The sequence below is a fragment of the Vibrio sp. RW genome, assembly GCF_027587105.1.
Lineage (GTDB): Bacteria > Pseudomonadota > Gammaproteobacteria > Enterobacterales > Vibrionaceae > Vibrio > Vibrio toranzoniae.
The window spans coordinates 19,502-36,622 of the sequence record NZ_JAPPTM010000033.1 but is presented as its reverse complement, the minus strand read 5'-3'; the positions used below and the strand labels follow the sequence as shown (position 1 = coordinate 36,622).

The 17,121-nt window shown below is 45.5% G+C and carries 15 protein-coding genes; 6 read left to right on the top strand and 9 right to left on the bottom strand.

Annotated elements, in window-relative coordinates; all coding sequences use genetic code 11:
* Positions 1 to 452 precede the first annotated feature (452 nt).
* The 6 genes from fre to trxA form a co-directional block, all read right to left on the bottom strand.
* Positions 453 to 1,166, bottom strand: coding sequence for an NAD(P)H-flavin reductase (fre, locus tag OCT63_RS19090; protein WP_017631301.1), 714 nt, complete (start codon positions 1,164 to 1,166; stop codon positions 453 to 455).
* Between the two features lie 20 nt (positions 1,167 to 1,186).
* Positions 1,187 to 1,456 carry a 2Fe-2S iron-sulfur cluster-binding protein gene (locus OCT63_RS19085; RefSeq protein WP_161688509.1) on the bottom strand — a complete coding sequence of 90 codons (270 nt, stop codon included), beginning with the start codon at positions 1,454 to 1,456 and terminating at the stop codon, positions 1,187 to 1,189.
* Positions 1,453 to 3,294: a 4-hydroxy-3-polyprenylbenzoate decarboxylase gene (gene ubiD, locus OCT63_RS19080; RefSeq protein WP_161688507.1), complete on the bottom strand. Its 1,842-nt coding sequence runs from the start codon at positions 3,292 to 3,294 to the stop codon at positions 1,453 to 1,455. The genes OCT63_RS19085 and ubiD overlap by 4 nt, the downstream gene beginning before the upstream one ends.
* A 98-nt stretch (positions 3,295 to 3,392) precedes the next feature.
* On the bottom strand, positions 3,393 to 4,388 hold the full coding sequence (locus tag OCT63_RS19075; RefSeq protein WP_161688505.1) for a hypothetical protein: 996 nt from the start codon (positions 4,386 to 4,388) through the stop codon (positions 3,393 to 3,395).
* 110 nt (positions 4,389 to 4,498) lie between these two features.
* Complete coding sequence (gene rho / locus OCT63_RS19070; protein WP_010440702.1) at positions 4,499 to 5,758, bottom strand: transcription termination factor Rho; 1,260 nt, start codon at positions 5,756 to 5,758, stop codon at positions 4,499 to 4,501.
* A 202-nt stretch (positions 5,759 to 5,960) separates the two neighbouring features.
* Positions 5,961 to 6,287: a thioredoxin TrxA gene (trxA, locus tag OCT63_RS19065; protein WP_010440700.1), complete on the bottom strand. Its 327-nt coding sequence runs from the start codon at positions 6,285 to 6,287 to the stop codon at positions 5,961 to 5,963.
* Positions 6,288 to 6,398: 111 nt separating this feature from the next.
* Here trxA and rhlB point away from each other — a divergent pair, with 111 nt between their 5' ends.
* Positions 6,399 to 7,709, top strand: coding sequence for an ATP-dependent RNA helicase RhlB (gene rhlB / locus OCT63_RS19060; RefSeq protein ID WP_017055268.1), 1,311 nt, complete (start codon positions 6,399 to 6,401; stop codon positions 7,707 to 7,709).
* Positions 7,710 to 7,715: 6 nt separating this feature from the next.
* Positions 7,716 to 9,209, top strand: a complete 1,494-nt coding sequence (gppA, locus tag OCT63_RS19055; protein WP_060468863.1) for a guanosine-5'-triphosphate,3'-diphosphate diphosphatase — start codon at positions 7,716 to 7,718, stop codon at positions 9,207 to 9,209.
* A 120-nt stretch (positions 9,210 to 9,329) separates the two neighbouring features.
* On the opposite strand, the gene OCT63_RS19050 is transcribed toward gppA, so the two are convergent.
* The 3 genes from OCT63_RS19050 to recQ form a co-directional block, all read right to left on the bottom strand.
* Positions 9,330 to 10,001 carry a 7-cyano-7-deazaguanine/7-aminomethyl-7-deazaguanine transporter gene (locus tag OCT63_RS19050; RefSeq protein ID WP_161688502.1) on the bottom strand — a complete coding sequence of 224 codons (672 nt, stop codon included), beginning with the start codon at positions 9,999 to 10,001 and terminating at the stop codon, positions 9,330 to 9,332.
* 271 nt (positions 10,002 to 10,272) lie between these two features.
* Entirely contained in the window at positions 10,273 to 10,584 is a 312-nt protein-coding gene (locus tag OCT63_RS19045; RefSeq protein ID WP_060468864.1) for a DUF3630 family protein, read from the bottom strand.
* Between the two features lie 64 nt (positions 10,585 to 10,648).
* Positions 10,649 to 12,487, bottom strand: a complete 1,839-nt coding sequence (recQ, locus tag OCT63_RS19040) for an ATP-dependent DNA helicase RecQ (RefSeq protein ID WP_060468865.1) — start codon at positions 12,485 to 12,487, stop codon at positions 10,649 to 10,651.
* A 179-nt stretch (positions 12,488 to 12,666) separates the two neighbouring features.
* Between recQ and rarD the strand changes: the two genes are divergently transcribed.
* The 4 genes from rarD (at position 12,667) to ggt (ending at position 17,057) form a co-directional block, all read left to right on the top strand.
* Positions 12,667 to 13,575 (top strand): EamA family transporter RarD, encoded by a 909-nt coding sequence (rarD, locus tag OCT63_RS19035; protein WP_269984342.1) that lies wholly within the window; start codon positions 12,667 to 12,669, stop codon positions 13,573 to 13,575.
* A gap of 86 nt (positions 13,576 to 13,661) precedes the next feature.
* Complete coding sequence (locus tag OCT63_RS19030; protein ID WP_269984341.1) at positions 13,662 to 14,456, top strand: helix-turn-helix transcriptional regulator; 795 nt, start codon at positions 13,662 to 13,664, stop codon at positions 14,454 to 14,456.
* 89 nt (positions 14,457 to 14,545) lie between these two features.
* Complete coding sequence (locus OCT63_RS19025) at positions 14,546 to 15,208, top strand: LysE family translocator (protein ID WP_060468868.1); 663 nt, start codon at positions 14,546 to 14,548, stop codon at positions 15,206 to 15,208.
* Between the two features lie 91 nt (positions 15,209 to 15,299).
* A complete protein-coding gene (gene ggt, locus OCT63_RS19020) occupies positions 15,300 to 17,057 on the top strand; it encodes a gamma-glutamyltransferase (RefSeq protein ID WP_269984340.1) in 1,758 nt (585 codons plus the stop codon).
* Positions 17,058 to 17,121: the final 64 nt, after the last annotated feature.

Genomic DNA, 17,121 nt, shown 5'->3' with positions numbered 1-17,121 from the left:
TTTTGTATTGGTCACTCAGTTCATTGAAATCAATTTTGATTCCGAAGAATCTATTTTACTTCTCTTAATAAAAAGGGAAGATAAAACGTTTTGATATTCATCAACGAGTGCCCACACAGATTGATAGGTTTAAATTGTTAAAGAGCTTCACTTGTTGAACGTTCCTTTTAACTAAGGAGCCTCTCGAAGTGGACGGCCATTCTAGCGAATTAACATTCAGTGTCAAACACTTTTTGAAAATTAATTTTTTGTCGCTTTCCGTCTTACTAATTCTTGCTGAAGCCTTATGGCGTCTGCCGTCTCAGTGGGGTCGCATTATAGGGAACCCTCTCAGCTTAGCAACTACTTTTTCATAAAAAATGAATAAATAGAGGTTAACTGCCTAATAGTTCACCTAAACGTAAAAAAGAGAGCATTTCTGCTCTCTTTTTGCTCAAAATCTAAGAGTATTATTAGATAAAGGCGTAAGCATCCGCGTACATATGGTCACGTTTTGCTTCTTTATTCTGAGTAAATAAGTCTCTTGCAGCTCCTGCCATTTCAAAACGACCTGCAATATAGATATCGAAATCCGCCAGTGATTCGAAACTTTGCGTAATTGCTTCGAGTACATTACCAGTTTGGCCGTGCCATACTTCAGGCGCTTCTTCTACTACTGGTACAAAGTGCACATTGCTGTGTTTTTCTGCGATACCTACTAGCTCTTCTTTTGCATATAGCTGGCACTCGTCTTTTGCACCCCAGTATAAGTGAATCTCTTTTTTGCTGTTTTGCGCGATACAGTGATCTAGGATTGAACGCACATAGCTAAAACCAGTACCACCAGCAATCAATAATAGAGGGCGTTCGCTTTCTTCTTTAACCCACGCATCACCGTGTGGTGCATCAATAGCGATATCGCCATCTTCAGCTTGCGCTTTTTTCATCGCCTCAACTACTTCTAATGCGTAAGCATTGTGCTCAGCGGCACCAATGTGTAACTCAAGCTCACCTTCATGGCGACATGGGCTGCTTGCAATAGAGAATGGACGTTTATCTTTCTCGCCCATTTCAACCATCAGGTACTGACCCGCTTTAAAAGCAACAGGTGTTTCTGGGTGAAGTAGGATTTGGTAAGTGTTACAAGCCAAAGGCTCGATAGACTTCACTTTACATTTAATAGTCATGTTCTTCCTCTTACTAACCCTTAATCGGCAAAGGTTAGAACTAAATTACTTTCTGCAAATGCTTGGCAAGCGAAAATCCAGCCCTGTTCCTGCTCTTTCTCTGTGAGCATGGGTTCAAGGTGGTAACTCACTTGTCCTTCTAACTTTTTGCACATACACATCGCGCATGCACCAACTTGGCAACGGTTTGGGAAATAGATATCGCTGTTGAGCGCAGCATCCAAGACCGTTTGCCCTTTTTCTATTGTGAAACTGATGTTTTCTGGATATAAGACTACTTGGTAGCTCATGAAATTCCTAGTTGTTCCCAGATGCTATCAATCTTTTTAACGACATCAGGATCTTTTGTGATAGGAACGCCCCACTCGCGAAGACATTCGCCTTCCCATTTATTGGTCGCATCTAGTCCCATTTTGGAGTATCCAGTTTCGTTCTGTAGGAACAATGTATCTCTGGCCGGATCCATTCTGGTGGTTACCGCCCAAATGATGTCATTCCAGTCACTCACGTTGACATCACCATCACACACGATAACAAACTTGTTCTCATCAAATTGAGACCAAACCGCTTCCATGATTTTCTTACCATTACCTGAAGCTTGCTTATCAATAGACACGACAACCATGCTGGCGTTGTCGTTCTGTAGATGAATATCAATAATTTCAGGGTGAGCCTTAGTTAACTCAGCCAGGCTACCTTCGATATGTTCACTACTTACAGGCGCAGATTCAACGTCTGGCGATAGTGCTAACTCCGCATCCCACTTCTTGGTGATGTCTAGCCCCATCTTGGAGCCCAGCCCAACCACTGGTGATGCAAAATCTAACGAGTCGATAGGTGTATTCTCTATCATCAAGCTATCACGAGACGGATCCATGTGTTCACACATCGCAGCGGTTACTTGAGACCAATCACGTACATTCACATCTGCATCGCACACCAATACAAATTTGGTGTACATGAATTGGCGTAAGAAAGACCATACACCCATCATTACTCGCTTAGCGTGACCTGGGTATTGCTTCTTCATGGTCACTACTGCCATTCGGTACGAACAACCTTCAGGCGGTAGATAGAAATCTTCAATCTCTGGGAACTGCTTTTGAAGAATAGGCACAAACACTTCATTTAGCGCAACACCCAATACCGCAGGCTCATCAGGTGGACGGCCAGTATAGGTGCTGTGATAGATAGGGTTCTCGCACATGGTTACATGAGTAATAGTAAACACATGGTGCTTTTCTTTCTCGTTGTAGTAACCAGTATGATCTCCGTAAGGCCCTTCATCCGCGAACTCATTCGGGTCGATGTAACCTTCCATCACGATTTCAGCACTTGCAGGAACTTCTAAATCGTTGCTGATTGATTTAACGACCTCAGTTTTACTACCACGTAGTAAGCCTGCAAACGCGTATTCCGATAAGGTATCTGGTACAGGTGTCACCGCACCAAGAATGGTGGCAGGGTCTGCGCCAAACGCAACAGATACTGGGAATGGTTTGCCAGGGTTGGTTTCCATCCAGTCACGCAGATCAAGCGCTCCACCGCGATGGGCTAACCAACGCATGATGATTTTGTTCTTACCGATCTTTTGCTGGCGATAGATGCCTAAGTTTTGGCGTTTCTTGTTTGGGCCACGAGTAACCGTTAAGCCCCACGTTAGCAGTGGTGCGACATCATCTGCCCAACAGCTCATCACCGGGATTTTATCTAGGTCGACATCATCACCTTGCCACACCACTTGTTGGCAAGCCGCTTTACGAAGGCGTTTAGCTGGCATGTTTAAGACTTGCTTAAACACAGGCAGTTTATCAAGCGCGTCTTTAAAACCTTTTGGTGGCTCAGGCTCTTTTAGGTAAGCAAGTAGCTTGCCCACTTCACGTAGCTCTTTTACATCCTGACGCCCCATACCAATAGCAACACGATTAGGTGTACCAAATAGGTTGGTCAAAACGGGCATGTCATAGCCTACTGGGTTTTCAAACAATAGAGCCGGGCCACCAGCACGTAGAGTACGGTCGCTAATCTCGGTCATTTCATAGTCTGGGTCGACTGGGTGAGAGATGCGTTTCAACTGACCAATACTTTCAAGATGGTCGATAAAATCACGTAAATCTTTAAAACTCATAGGACTTCTACATGCTGATTATTCTGCGCTCAGTATATCAAAAAGGGTGACACTGAGATCCCCCTTTTTAATGTGGTTATTGAGAGCCAAAATCCACTTTACGGTAATGCTTGCTCGATCAAAGAACTCTTCACCTGAGGGTTATCATTCACGAGATCTTGTAACCATCCAGTATGACCTTGTTTTGCTAATTCACGGGCAACCAAAGAGGCTTCATCGGCAATCGCCATTCTAGAGACCAAGAACTGCTTCACCTCATCCGATAATGGATTCACTTTGGTGAGCAAGGTAATCGCTTCATCTTTCAAGCGTGGATTTTTAGTTGCAGCCATAACCTGCTCAAGTGCGAATGCTTGCTTGGTTTCAGCAAGGCGAACCAATTCAGCTTGGCTGTGATAATCCGCCTTCATACGCCATAGGATCTTGTAGACCTCAGGGTCTTCACTCACCTGTGCTAATCGAACCACCACCTCGGAAGACGGTAGCCAACTCACAATCGACGACGTGGTCAGTTGTTTGGTTAGGTAATCAACCGCTTCAGGCGACAAACTGTCTAGCTCTCGGATTAACAGCGCTTCTCGAGTTTGGACTTGATGTTCAGGGCCAGACAACCACTCTTTCAGGTTGAGCTCTTGTTTCTCCGCATCGAGAACAAACACCAATGTCTTTTGGTCTTGACGCCACTGCTTAATGAGTCGGTTAGCAATCGAAGGGTAATTAAAAGCAGGTACCGTAAACTCATAACCATCGCCACGCTCTAATACTTGATAAGTTGGCGTGATAGCAAGTTGCTGCTCAATGAAGATAGACATCTTGGGCGTGAGTACGATTTTTTGCTGTTCGAGCTTCTTCAAGAGTTGGTAACGAGCCACCTCTTGTTGGGGAAATGTCAGACGCTCAAGTGCAAAGCGTAACGAATTCACTTCGTCACGTACGACAAGCTCGAGCAATTCAGCAGTTTTCAGTTTTACTTGATCATTCTCAAGCCAAGACTCTACTGTAGTTGGAGACATCTCGGTGGCATAGCTAATACCGACCGGTGAAAATAACAGTGAAGTAGACAGGAGTAATGATGACAACAGTCCATGTTGCATTTTAACTTCCTTGTAACACTTTTGGTCATTCTGCAAGCTGTCGCTACAAAATGCAAATAAAAAGCGCCACCCGAAGGCAGCGCTTTTTAATAACTATCAGCTAATCAATATTACTGACGACGCATTGCGTCAAAGAACTCATCGTTCGTTTTGGTCATTGCTAGCTTGTCGATAAGGAATTCCATTGCGTCGATTTCGCCCATTGGGTGAACAATTTTACGCAGGATCCACATCTTCTGTAGTTCATCGTTCTTCGTAAGAAGCTCTTCACGACGAGTACCAGAGCGGTTGAAATCAATCGCAGGGAATACGCGTTTTTCAGCAATCTTACGGTTAAGGTGCAGTTCCATGTTACCTGTACCTTTGAATTCTTCGTAGATAACTTCATCCATCTTAGAACCAGTGTCAACCAGTGCAGTTGCGATGATAGTTAAGCTACCGCCTTCTTCTACGTTACGTGCCGCACCGAAGAAACGCTTTGGACGATGTAGAGCATTCGCATCAACACCACCAGTAAGAACTTTACCTGATGAAGGAATTACGGTGTTGTAAGCACGAGCTAGACGAGTGATTGAGTCCAGTAGGATAACCACGTCTTTTTTGTGTTCAACAAGACGCTTCGCCTTCTCGATTACCATTTCTGCAACTTGCACGTGGCGAGATGCTGGTTCATCAAACGTCGATGCGATGACTTCGCCTTTAACTAGGCGCTGCATTTCTGTTACTTCTTCTGGGCGCTCATCGATAAGTAGAACCATGAGTTCACACTCAGGGTGGTTGCGAGCAATGCTTTGAGCAATGTTTTGCAGAAGCATTGTTTTACCCGCTTTAGGCGGAGCAACAATCAAACCACGCTGGCCTTTACCAATTGGCGAAGCAAGGTCAAGGATTCGGGCTGTGATATCTTCAGTCGCGCCATTACCCGCTTCCATCACCATACGTTCGTTGGCATGAAGAGGAGTAAGGTTTTCAAAAAGGATTTTGTTACGTGCGTTGTCTGGCTTGTCGTAGTTAACCGTGTTTACTTTAAGTAGTGCAAAGTAACGCTCGCCATCTTTAGGTGGACGGATTTTTCCGCCAATCGAGTCACCAGTGCGAAGGTTAAAACGACGAATCTGGCTTGGTGATACATAAATATCATCTGGCCCAGCAAGGTATGAGCTGTCGCCGCTACGCAGGAAACCAAAGCCGTCTTGAAGAATTTCTAGAACACCATCACCAAAGATGTCTTCACCACTTTTTGCGTGCGCTTTAAGGATGGAGAAGATAATGTCTTGTTTTCTTAAGCGAGCTTGATTTTCAAGACCTAGGCTTTCGCTAAGTTTAACAAGTTCAGACACAGGTCTGTTCTTCAGTTCAGTAAGATTCATAGTGGTGGAAGTTTGTTTAGTCAAAATAGGATCTGTTTTCTTAAGTTAAGAAGGATTTGGTCACGCAGGATCGACCAAGAAGAGAAATTCGTTCAATTAACGTGCGATAAATTAGCACTAAAACTAAGACTAGTCCATAGCTTAGAAAAAACAAAACCGCGCATTTGTTAACTGCGCGGTTTCTTTTCAAATGCTCACCTAATTATAGGTTAGCGTCTAGGAACTCTTTAAGTTGAGTTTTAGACAGTGCACCAACTTTAGTTGCTGCTACGCCACCATCTTTGAAAAGAAGTAACGTTGGAATACCGCGAATACCAAATTTTGGTGGAGTACCTGCGTTTTGGTCGATATTTAATTTACCGATAGTGAGCTTGCCTTCGTACTCGTCTGCGATTTCATCAAGAATCGGCGCAATCATCTTACAAGGACCACACCATTCAGCCCAAAAATCAACAAGAACCGGGCCTGCAGCGTTGATCACATCGTTATCAAAACCGTCATCAGTTAGCTGCAAAATCTTATCACTCATCTTCCACTCCAATGTATTTTTTAGAACTGGTTGGATGATAACCAGTAAATAGATGCCCTATTGGAATGTATTTACTTTCGTATTGCAAGCTTAAGCTGATATTCTATAGCAATGAAAAAGACGCATATCACAGAGCAAAAGTTCGCCGACTTGGATTTACTTCCGCAAGTCATTGAAGGATTGGAAAAAAAAGGGTTCGATTACTGTACTCCTATCCAAGCCTTGGCGCTCCCGGTACTGCTCACCGGCCAAGACATTGCAGGCCAGGCCCAAACGGGCACTGGTAAAACGCTTGCGTTTCTTACTGCTACTTTTAACCACCTACTAAAAACACCTGAGCATGAAGGGCGTAAGCCTAACCAGCCACGTGCGATTATTATGGCTCCTACGCGTGAACTCGCGATTCAGATCTACAATGATGCTGACTCTCTAGTGGCAAGCACGGGTATCAAGGCTGCACTGGCTTACGGTGGCGAAAGCTACGACAAACAGCTAGGTAAAATCGAAGAAGGCGCAGATATCTTAATTGGTACTACAGGCCGTATCATCGACTTCTACAAGCAAAAGGTATTTAACCTTAACCACATTCAAGCCGTTGTTCTTGACGAAGCGGATCGCATGTTCGATTTGGGCTTTATTAAAGACATTCGCTTCTTGTTTCGCCGTATGCCTGAGCCAAAAGATCGCCTGAACATGTTGTTCTCTGCGACGCTGTCTTACCGCGTACAGGAACTTGCCTTCGAACACATGCACAACCCAGAGCACGTCGTTGTTGAGCCTGAACGTAAGACTGGTCACCGTATTCAAGAAGAGCTTTTCTACCCTTCTAACGAACACAAAATGGCGCTTCTACAAACGTTAATCGAAGAAGAGTGGCCAGATCGCGCAATCATCTTCGCTAACACTAAACACAAATGTGAATCAGTTTGGGGCCACTTGGCTGCCGATGGTCACCGTGTTGGTTTGCTAACGGGTGATGTTCCTCAGAAGAAACGCGAAAAAATTCTTGAGCAATTTACTAAAGGCGATGTTGACCTGCTTGTAGCAACGGATGTTGCAGCACGTGGCCTACACATTCCTCAAGTGACTCACGTATTCAACTTCGATCTACCTGACGATTGTGAAGATTACGTTCACCGTATTGGCCGTACAGGTCGTGCTGGTGAAAGCGGTCACTCTATCAGCTTTGCTTGTGAAGATTACGCAATCAACTTGCCGCCAATCGAAGAATACATTGAACACGCTATCCCAATGTCTGACTACGATGCTTCTGCACTACTTGAAGATCTACCAGCACCATTGCGTTTACGTACACGTAACCCGCAACAACGCCGCTCAAACAATAATGGCCCACGCAACGGTAACCGTAAACCAAACCAGAACCGTCGCCCACGCCAACCGCGTAATAACAAGGAAGCTTAGTCGCTTATGAGTCAAACAGTGTCACCCCCGCTTTACGCTGCAATCGACCTCGGGTCGAACAGTTTTCATATGCTCGTTGTACGTCATATCGATGGCAGCGTTCAAACCATGGCTAAGATTAAGCGTAAAGTTCGCTTAGCTGCAGGCTTAGATGAAAATAATGCGCTTAGTTTAGAAGCGATGCAGCGAGGCTGGGGCTGTTTGAGTCTCTTTGCAGAGCGACTGCAAGACATTCCTCAAGAAAATATCCGCATTGTCGGTACCGCGACCTTACGTACTGCAACCAATGTGGATACCTTTCTAGAAAAAGCCAACCAGATACTTGGCTACGACATCAATGTTATCTCCGGTGAAGAAGAAGCTGCGACCATCTATAAGGGCGTCGCACATACTTCTGGAGGCAGCGGCCGCCGCTTGGTGGTTGATATTGGCGGTGCAAGTACCGAGATGATCATCGGTGAAGGTTTCTCATCTAAAGCCTTAACGAGCCTCAAAATGGGTTGTGTTACCTGGCTTGAGCGACACTTTAAAGATCGTCAACTCACTGCAACTAACTTCAATAATGCTATTGAAGCCGCTAAGTCTACGTTGAGGCCTATCCTAGATAGCTATACGGATATCGGATGGGATGTGTGCGTGGGCGCCAGTGGTACCGTTCAGGCACTACAAGAAATCATGTTAGCGCAAGGCATGGATGAAGTGATTACTCATGCCAAACTTAAGCGCCTACAGAAACAAGCCATGATTACTGAGCGTTTAGAAGAGCTAGAAATCGAAGGGTTAACTCTTGAGCGCGCTTTAGTGTTTCCAAGCGGCCTATCTATTCTAATTGCTATCTTTGAGTTGCTTGAGATTGAATCAATGACTCTCGCAGGCGGTGCGCTCCGTGAAGGCTTAGCCTACGAGATGGTTGATGAATTACGCCAAGAAGACATTCGAGCTCGCACAGTTACGAGTATTCAGTCTCGCTACCAAATGGATGTGACCTACGGTGAGCAAGTCGCCTCACTAGCACAATCTTTGTTTGAACAAGCAGGTGCTGAAACATGGGTTCCAGAACCTCAAGCAAGCGTCCTACTACAAACCGCGGCCAAACTGCATGAAATTGGTTTAACCATCGATTTCAAAAAGGGCGGCGAGCACAGTGCATACTTACTGCAAAACTTGGATTTACCGGGTTTTACACGAGCGCAAAAACACTACCTCGGTGAGCTAACACGCCGCTATCGTGAACAGTTGACTTCGTTACCAGAGCAACATGCAGTATCAGGCACTAGCAGCAAACGTATTTTACGCATCCTACGTTTAGCCATTTTACTAACCCATCGCCGTAATCCTGACCTTGTGGCTCAAGTAAAATTAACGGCAGAAGATGACAAGCTAACGCTTAATCTTTCCAAGCAATGGCTAGTAGACAACCCATTGACTGCGGCAGAGCTAGAGAGCGAGTCTAATAGGCAAACAGACATTGGCTGGCCACTGACGATTGAGAGCACCTGATATTCTTATCTGATGCCAAAAATTAAAAAAGCCCAAGTGAGTCGACTAACTTGGGCTTTTTCTTATCACTGTATTAACAACGCAATGTATTAACAACGCAATGCATCACCAGCCGAAAGCTTATGCACGAATACCCGTCGCTTTAAAATCAGGATTTACGGCGGTTAACTTCCTAACAATGTAGTTTAGAAGCACACCGTACATTGGAACAAACAGGCCTAGGCTGATGATAAGTTTGAATCCGTAGTCGACCAACGCAATTTCAGTCCAGTGCTCTGCCATAAATGGGTCAGGGCTTTGGTAGAAAGCAATCGCAAAGAACGCGATGGTATCAATGGCATTGCCGAATAGCGTTGAACACGTTGGCGCAACCCACCATTGCTTCATTTGGCGTAAGCGGTTGAAAACATGCACATCTAAGATCTGGCCAAGCAGATAAGCCATAAAGCTCGCTACAGCGATACGTGCAACAAACAAGTTGAACTCACCGAGTTGGCTAAAGCCTTGGAATGAACCTTCAAAGAACACCACAGACAAGAAATAAGAAACGGCCAGTGCAGGTAGCATCACTAAGAAAATGATTTTACGCGCAAGCTGCGCGCCAAAAATGCGTACGGTCAGATCGGTCGCTAAGAAGATAAACGGGAAAGTGAAAGCGCCCCAAGTGGTGTGCATACCGAAGACGGTAAAAGGGAGCTGAACCAGATAGTTGCTTGATGCAATAATGACCAAATGGAACAAAACTAATAGTGCTAGGGCTTTGCGCTGTTGCGCAGGGGTAAAGTTACTCATGCTGTACCTTTTTAGTTTGGTTTGGGGGTGAGGGAACCCAAATCGAGTCATTTCTTCGGATAAACTAAGAAAGCTCTTACCAATAATGTGAATTAAAAATGTTTCTATAATTTGCTCTATTGAGCGGCGGGCGATTATACATTAATCAATATTGGCTGCAACGGTGAGAACAGACGCAAACGTTTATCCTCACTTTTATTGTTGAGTAGCGTTAGAAACCAAGTTTTAAAATCCAGGTTTAAAAGCTACGTTTGAGAAGCGATGCTAAAAGTTAAAAGCCGCGCTTAAAAAGCGTCGCGAGATAATCAAACTCTTCTCGGCTTTCTTCCGCGTTTAACGACTCAAACCAAATTGATTCGCTGTAATGCTCAGACTTTAAAAACATTCGACAATCTTCAAAGTCAATCAACCAAGAGTGCATATCGGCGTCCCATTGTTTTTCAACAACAGACGCTGACAGCAATGCCACCAGCCTTTTACCTAATACTTCGTAAGAATCAAAATCAAAACTTGGAGACGTAATTAATAAGCGCCCTTCCTCAGCCAAATACTCTCTTAAGCCAAATTCTGTTTGTGTAGTCATGTCCCTATCAACCTTATTCTTTTTCTGTGCGCTAATCGTTTTATAGGTTAAACGCTTCTACAAATTAGCCGTGTGTCGTGATGTGTTCTTGAATCAAATCTAAGAATGGGTCTGCGTACTTATCGAGTTTACGTTGACCAACACCGTTTACTGCCAGCATCTCACCGTATGAGGTCGGCAGTACTTCGGCCATATCAATCAGGGTCGCATCACTGAATACCACATAAGGTGGTAAGCCATCTTCATCAGCAATTGACTTACGCAGCTTACGCAGTTTGGCAAACAACTTCTTATCGTAGTTCTTGCTACTTAGCTTATCGGACTTAGCACTGCGTACCGCGGTATCTAAACGAGGAACAGCAAGCTCTAAAGACATCTCACCGCGCAGTAACGGACGCGCCTCTTCCGTTAGCTGTAAAGTCGAGTTACGAGTGATGTTCTGGAACAGCAAACCTTTGTGAATTAACTGACGGAAGATACTGATCCAGTAGTCGTGGCTGTGATCGCGGCCAATACCGTAAGTAGACAGCTTATCGTGACCATTATCGCGGACACGGATGTTCTGCATGCCGCGCATCACTTCCACCACGTACCCCATACCAAACGACTGATTCACACGGTACACACAAGACAACGCCTTCTGCGCCTCTTGGGTCGCATCAAAGTGTTTTGGCGGATCGAGGCAGATATCGCAGTTACCGCATTGCTTTTCACGATATTCGCCAAAGTAGTTCAACAAAACCTGACGACGACAGGTTTGCGCTTCGGCAAAGGCACTCATCGCGTTCAGTTTGTGCATCTCTACTTGTTTTTGCGGGCCTTCTTCTTTTTCATCAAGCATACGACGTAACCAACCCATATCAGCAGGATCAAACAGCATCATTGCTTCAGCAGGCAAGCCATCACGACCAGCACGGCCAGTTTCTTGGTAATAAGATTCGATATTGCGAGGAATATCAAAGTGGACCACAAAACGTACGTTGGGTTTGTTGATCCCCATACCGAAGGCTACAGTCGCGACAACGATCTGGACATCATCACGTTGAAAGGCTTCTTGAACGTAAGCACGCTCATCAGTGTCCATGCCAGCGTGATAACCCGCAGCACGAAGGCCGTTATTGCACAGCTTTTCAGTCACCATCTCCACTTTCTTACGGCTACCACAATAGATGATGCCGCAATTGCCTTTCTGTGTTTCTAGGTAGCGAACCACTTGAGACACGGGTTTATGCTTCTCAACTAAGTTATAACGGATGTTAGGACGATCGAAGCTGCCTAAATAAGTGTGTGGCTCCACCAACTGCAAACGCGAGATAATGTCTTTGCGCGTTGCGTCATCAGCGGTTGCCGTCAGCGCCATATAAGGCACATGCGGGAAATATTGTTTAAGTTGACCTAATGATGCGTATTCCGGGCGGAAGTCATGTCCCCATTGAGAGATACAGTGCGCCTCGTCCACCGCAATCATCGAAAGTGATAAACCTTGTAGGCGCTCGATGAAGTCTCGCATCAACACCCGCTCTGGCGAAGCGTAAACCATCTTCAATTGGCCAGAGTTCATGCGGTTGAACACGCTCAATAGCTGGTCACGTGGCATTGAAGAGTTAATGCACTCTGCCGCGACACCATTGGCCTTCAATTGGTCAACTTGGTCTTTCATCAGCGAGATCAGCGGTGAGATAACCAGAGTGAGCCCTTCACGAACCAAAGCAGGAATCTGATAACACAGGGACTTACCGCCACCAGTAGGCATAATTACCAGGCTGTCTTGGCCTTCAACGGCCAGATCGATGACCTCTTGCTGACCATCGCGAAAGCTTTGATAGCCAAACACATCTTGTAAGATGTTTTGCGCATCATTCGCGGGAGTCGGTATTTGCTCAGCAATCAGAGTGGCGGTCATTATGGTTCCTAATCGAGGTATGAAATCAGCGAGCATCGTTAGCAAGCAAGGCGCACATTGTAGAGGGGAACGCTGGTGAATTAAACCGCAAATTGCTAGGTGAAAAATGTTAACGCTCCTATACTAGCCAACTCTCTTATAAATCTTATTAATAAGCACCCAGTGCTAGAGAAAGTGGTATGACATCAGAAGAACAACAACGCACTCGTCAAGGAGTGTTGCTTGCCATTGGCGCTTACACGATGTGGGGCATCGCCCCTATATATTTCAAATCTTTAAGTGACGTATCCCCGCTAGAGATCCTTAGCCACCGTGTAGTATGGTCTTTTTTCCTACTCGCTTTCCTATTACACATTAGTCACAGCTGGCGTAAGGTGCGTGACACCTTAACCTCAAAACCAAAAATGCTCTATTTGGTAGTGACTTCTACCTTGGTGGGTGCAAACTGGTTAATCTTTATTTGGGCGATTAACTCCAATCATATGCTCGATGCCAGTTTGGGGTATTACATCAACCCGCTGATTAACGTGTTACTCGGGATGATCTTCCTTGGCGAACGCTTACGTAAACTACAATGGTTTGCGGTTGTACTGGCTGCAATAGGTGTATTAGTCCAATTGATTGCGTTTGGATCTGTACCAATCGTAGCGATAGCGCTGGCATTCAGTTTTGGATTTTATGGATTGCTACGTAAAAAAGTCAGCTTAGAAGCGCAAACCGGCTTGTTCATCGAAACCTTGGTCATGCTACCTCTCGCAGCGACTTACTTATTGTTTATTGTCGATAGTCCAACTTCAGACCTCTCAGCAAACCCTATACAGCTCAACCTGTTACTGGTTGCTGCAGGCGTGATTACGACAATTCCATTACTGTGCTTTACCGGCGCCGCAACACGGTTGAAACTGTCGACACTCGGCTTCTTCCAATACATTGGCCCAAGCTTGATGTTCTTATTAGCGGTACTGATTTATGGAGAAGCGTTTACTAGTGACAAAGCGATCACCTTTGCCTTTATTTGGGGAGCTCTCGTCATTTTCAGCTTTGATGGACTGCGTAACAACAAGCAGAATAAACTCGTGAAACAGTAGTACTGATCGTTTTTTACAAGACAATGGCTCATTACAAAGATAAGCTTGGTTGAATTGATGATAATTTGACCAAGCTTTTTTGTACCATGGATAAAGTCCACTACTACTCGACACCTAGCCAAGATATCAGCCTGATCCAAGCTCAATACCAAGAGTTTGCCTTTCAGCGCCACTATCATTTGGATTTTCACATCGGCCTAATCACTCAGGGTCAGCAAAAGTTTGTCTACAAGGGCACCAGCTACCACGCAGGCGCTGGGCAAGTGGTGATGATGCCACCAGATGAGCTGCATGACGGTCATTCCGAGTTAGAATCTGGTTATCAAGTCAGTGTTTTTTCTGTCTCCCCACAATGGCTAAGCGATATTGCCGATCAGAGGGAACATGGTCACACTTTAAGCTTTTCTGAATTGATCCTCTCCGATCAGGCGACTTTTTTACAATTGTGTAACTTACATGCTCTGCTAATCAATCAAAACATCAGCCAGCTCGCTCAAGACTGCCTCCCTTATGAAGGTTTCTCAACCATTGTCGATCGCTATGTGAAATTTGGATCAAAAAGCCCAGTTCAATTAGGCATCCAATCTATCCATACCTTGAAAGAATATTTAATGGCAAATCTTGACCAGCCCGTTCGCTTAGAACAACTGTCTGATCTGTGCGACTTAACCACCACTCAATTCCAGCGTCATTTTAAAAATAAGATGGGCATAACACCCTACGCATGGCTAAGTCGTTTACGAATGGAACAAGGCATGCGACTGATTAAGTCTGGTGTTAGCGGCACCGAGGTGGCTCATCAAGTTGGATTTTACGATCAAGCCCATTTCTCAAAGGCATTTAAGACGGCATTCGGCGTTTCTCCCTCGAAAATTAACTAAGTGTTGATAATTTACAATTGAGTGATTGGAAATCGCGGTAAGCTGATCTCAACAAAACCCAACAGAACAACCGAGTTATTGGAACCGATATGAACGAAGTCACCATCTTAGTCACCCTCGCCTCTATCCACTTTATTGCTTTGATGAGCCCTGGCCCTGATCTGGCTTTAGTTGTGCAAAACGCGACACGTCATGGACGCCAAACCGGTTTATACATTGCACTTGGACTATCTTGCGGGATCCTACTGCATTCATTATTTAGCCTGACGGGAATTAGCTACCTCGTCCACCAGCAACCGACTCTGTTTTCCCTGATCCAGTTGGCAGGTGGTAGTTACTTACTTTACTTAGGTTTTGGTGCCCTTAGATCCACTTGGAACATCGTTCAACAGAGTGACGACCAAGCGGTCGAGACAAAAACCAAAGATCTGGTTATCGCAAATAAAAGAGAAGCCTTCTCGAAGGGCTTTGCGACCAATATCCTTAACCCAAAGGCCTTAGTGTTCTTCATCAGCTTGATGTCGAGCTTAGTCCCTGCGGATATGTCGCAGTCTGGCAAAGGAATTGCGCTCGTGATCCTATTTGGCCTATCGCTATTTTGGTTTTCACTATTGGCGTGGATGCTTTCTACTAAAGTGCTGCAAAAGAAGCTCAGCGAAGCAACTGTGTACATCGACGGGTTATGTGGTGTGGTATTTAGCATCATTGGCCTGAGTATTCTTTGGCAGTCGCTGTCTGGTTTGATCGCTTAAATTCGAATCAATATTACAATTCGTTAACAACGCACTGGCTATCTTATCTTTCCACTGCCAATCTAGCTCTGCATATGAAAAGGAGAAGATCATGCAGTGGAAAACAAAACTAACAACCCTCGCCACTTCTACCCTACTTTTTGCCTCTCACGTCAGTTGGGCAAATCAAGCTGCCGATTCCGTCGCACCCGAACAAAGTAGTGGTTTAGAAACCAAACAGCTCGTTAAAGCCAAGGATTGGATGGTCACCGCAGCCAACCCATTAGCAACCCAAGCGGGTGCTGATGTACTTGCTCGTGGTGGTAATGCCATTGATGCCATGGTTGCCGTGCAGCTGATGCTTGGCTTAGTAGAGCCGCAGTCATCAGGTATTGGCGGTGGCGCGTTCCTTGTTTATTTTGATGGCAAGGACAAGCAACTCAAAACCTACGATGGTCGTGAAACCGCACCACTTGATGCCACACCACGCCTATTCCAAGACGAAAACGGCCAACCGCTTAAATTTTACGATGCTGTGGTTGGCGGTCGCTCCGTTGCGACGCCAGGCACGGTGCAATTACTGTGGGATACTCACCAGAAATACGGCAAGTTAGAGTGGGCATCACTGATCAAACCTATCGCACAACTGGCTGAAAAAGGTTTTACCATCAGCCCACGTTTAGCCACCTTGATCGAAAATGACCAAGAGCGACTAAGCCGCTTTGCCACTACCAAAGCCTACTTCTTTAATGCCGATGGCAGCCCGAAAACCGCAGGTACTCAACTTAAGAACCCAGAATACGCCGCCACGTTAAACGCTATCTCAAAGGATGGAGCTAAGGCTTTCTATCAAGGTGAGATTTCTGCTGACATTATCAACACAGTACAAACAGCAAAAGGTAACCCGGGCGTATTGGCACAGAAAGACTTCGATGCGTATTCCATCAAGCCACGTGAACCCGTTTGTTCCGCTTATGAGAGTTACGATGTATGTGGGATGGGGCCACCAAGCTCTGGTGCATTAACCGTTGGGCAGATCTTAGCAATGACCGAGCAGTTTGATCTGAAATCATGGGGACCAAATGACGCGAAATCATGGCAAGTGTTAGCGGACGCTTCTCGCCTAGCTTTTGCTGACAGAGGCATGTACATGGCAGACCAAGATTACGTGCCAATGCCAACCCAAGGGTTAGTGAATACTGACTATTTACAGGAACGAGCCCAGTTAATTACTGCAGGTAAAGCATTAGACAGTGCGTCATCAGGCACCCCGCCGTGGGATCACGCAATGCAGAGAAGCCAAGATGTTTCTATTGAATTACCGTCCACTAGCCACTTCAATATTGTCGATAGCGATGGCAATATCGTATCGATGACCACCACCATTGAGAATGCATTCGGCTCACGCTTGATGGTGAGAGGCTTCCTGCTGAACAACGAACTAACGGATTTCTCATTCAAGACCCATAACGATGGCAAACCTATCGCCAACCGACTTGAACCGGGTAAGCGTCCGCGCTCTTCGATGGCTCCAACCATCATCATGCAAGACGATAAGCCTTACATGGCGATTGGTTCTCCGGGTGGTAGCCGTATCATAGGTTATGTAGCACAAGCCATCATTGCCCATACCCAATGGGACATGGATATACAGCAAGCGATCAACCAACCGCATTTCCTAAACCGTTTCGGCACCCTAGATTTGGAAAAAGGAACATCGGCGGAAAACTTCAAACCTGAGCTAGAAAAGATGGGATTTGACGTCAATATTCGCGATCTTAACTCGGGTTTACACGCCATTCGCATCACAAAAGATGGTCTAGAAGGTGCAGCAGACCCTCGCCGTGAAGGTGCCGCTATCGGCCAATAACGGAAAATACTCCCTTTTTACTCACTGTCTTGTGCGAGATCTCTTACAAGATAGTGAGCATATA

Bases quoted from the DNA above. Each gene is read 5' to 3' on its own strand.
- fre (WP_017631301.1), bottom strand. From the start codon at position 1,166: ATGACTATTAAATGTAAAGTGAAGTCTATCGAGCCTTTGGCTTGTAAC.
- OCT63_RS19085 (WP_161688509.1), bottom strand. From the start codon at position 1,456: ATGAGCTACCAAGTAGTCTTATATCCAGAAAACATCAGTTTCACAATA.
- ubiD (WP_161688507.1), bottom strand. From the start codon at position 3,294: ATGAGTTTTAAAGATTTACGTGATTTTATCGACCATCTTGAAAGTATT.
- OCT63_RS19075 (WP_161688505.1), bottom strand. From the start codon at position 4,388: ATGCAACATGGACTGTTGTCATCATTACTCCTGTCTACTTCACTGTTA.
- rho (WP_010440702.1), bottom strand. From the start codon at position 5,758: ATGAATCTTACTGAACTGAAGAACAGACCTGTGTCTGAACTTGTTAAA.
- trxA (WP_010440700.1), bottom strand. From the start codon at position 6,287: ATGAGTGATAAGATTTTGCAGCTAACTGATGACGGTTTTGATAACGAT.
- rhlB (WP_017055268.1), top strand. From the start codon at position 6,399: ATGAAAAAGACGCATATCACAGAGCAAAAGTTCGCCGACTTGGATTTA.
- gppA (WP_060468863.1), top strand. From the start codon at position 7,716: ATGAGTCAAACAGTGTCACCCCCGCTTTACGCTGCAATCGACCTCGGG.
- OCT63_RS19050 (WP_161688502.1), bottom strand. From the start codon at position 10,001: ATGAGTAACTTTACCCCTGCGCAACAGCGCAAAGCCCTAGCACTATTA.
- OCT63_RS19045 (WP_060468864.1), bottom strand. From the start codon at position 10,584: ATGACTACACAAACAGAATTTGGCTTAAGAGAGTATTTGGCTGAGGAA.
- recQ (WP_060468865.1), bottom strand. From the start codon at position 12,487: ATGACCGCCACTCTGATTGCTGAGCAAATACCGACTCCCGCGAATGAT.
- rarD (WP_269984342.1), top strand. From the start codon at position 12,667: ATGACATCAGAAGAACAACAACGCACTCGTCAAGGAGTGTTGCTTGCC.
- OCT63_RS19030 (WP_269984341.1), top strand. From the start codon at position 13,662: ATGGATAAAGTCCACTACTACTCGACACCTAGCCAAGATATCAGCCTG.
- OCT63_RS19025 (WP_060468868.1), top strand. From the start codon at position 14,546: ATGAACGAAGTCACCATCTTAGTCACCCTCGCCTCTATCCACTTTATT.
- ggt (WP_269984340.1), top strand. From the start codon at position 15,300: ATGCAGTGGAAAACAAAACTAACAACCCTCGCCACTTCTACCCTACTT.